We start from the raw sequence: 1,032 nt of genomic DNA on the forward strand, positions 1-1,032 counted from the left end.
GGGTCGACGACGTCGGTGTAGACCCCGTCCTGGCCGAGCTCGTGCGTGGACAGCCCCGTCCCGCACCGGGGGCAGTACGGCGTGACGCGGTAGTCCTCGACCAGCAGCCCCTGGTCGAAGATCGTCTTCAGCGCCCACCACACGCTCTGGACGTAAGCGGGGTCCATCGTCCAGTAGGCGTGCTCGTAGTCGGCCCAGTAGCCCATGCGCTCGCTCATGACCTCGAACGCGTCCACGTGGCGGCCGACCGACTCCCGGCACCGGGCGTTGAACTCGGCGACGCCGTAGCGCTCGATGTCGGGCTTGCCGGTGAAGCCGAGTTCCTTCTCCACGGCCAGCTCGACCGGTAGACCGTGGCAGTCCCACCCGGCGCGGCGCGGGACGTGGTAGCCCTTCATGGTCCGGAACCGCGGGAACGCGTCCTTGAACACCCGCGCCTCGACGTGGTGGGTGCCGGGCATGCCGTTCGCGGTGGGCGGCCCCTCGTAGAAGGTCCACTCCGGTCCGTCCGCCGTGCGGGCGAGGCTGCGGGCGAACACGTCGTGGCGGCGCCAGAAGTCGATGACCTCGTGGTCGAGCGCGGGGAGGTCGACGTGCGGGCTGACGGGGCGGTACGGGCTCACAGCGGGACTCCGGCGGGGTCGTGGCCGGCGGTCGCCGGCGGTCCGATCGGCCGGAGGGACGACGTCCGGGCCGGGGCCGGCCGGGTCGCCGCGGTACCACCCTCCTTGACGGCCGTGGTGCGGCCGCCCGCTCTGGTCCTGCGTCCGGGTCTACTGGGGGGCCCGGGGGCGCGCCCGTTCTTCCGGTGCTCGGAGGTGATCTGACACCGCGTCCATGCCCCGGGCTCGCACCGTCCCCGGGTCGCTCCTGCTGGGTCCGCGACGCCCACTGTCCTCGTCGTCGCGCCATCGATCCTAGCCGCGGGCGTCGCGGCGGCGCGCGGACCGCGCACGGTCGTTGGCCGGTCGTCACCTCCTGCCCCTATCCTGCGGCCCACGTTCGGCGCGCGAGGGGGCGGTGACGTGATGG

Annotated in this window: 1 protein-coding gene; it reads right to left on the bottom strand. The window is 73.3% G+C overall.

Features of this window, described 5'->3' with window-relative positions; translation table 11 throughout:
* Positions 1-623, bottom strand: a 623-nt coding sequence (locus tag AC0CYZ_RS25565; RefSeq protein WP_472220574.1) for a class I tRNA ligase family protein, incomplete at its 3' end; no start/stop codon positions are given.
* Positions 624-1,032: the final 409 nt, after the last annotated feature.

The organism is Actinomycetospora sp. (assembly GCF_055612215.1).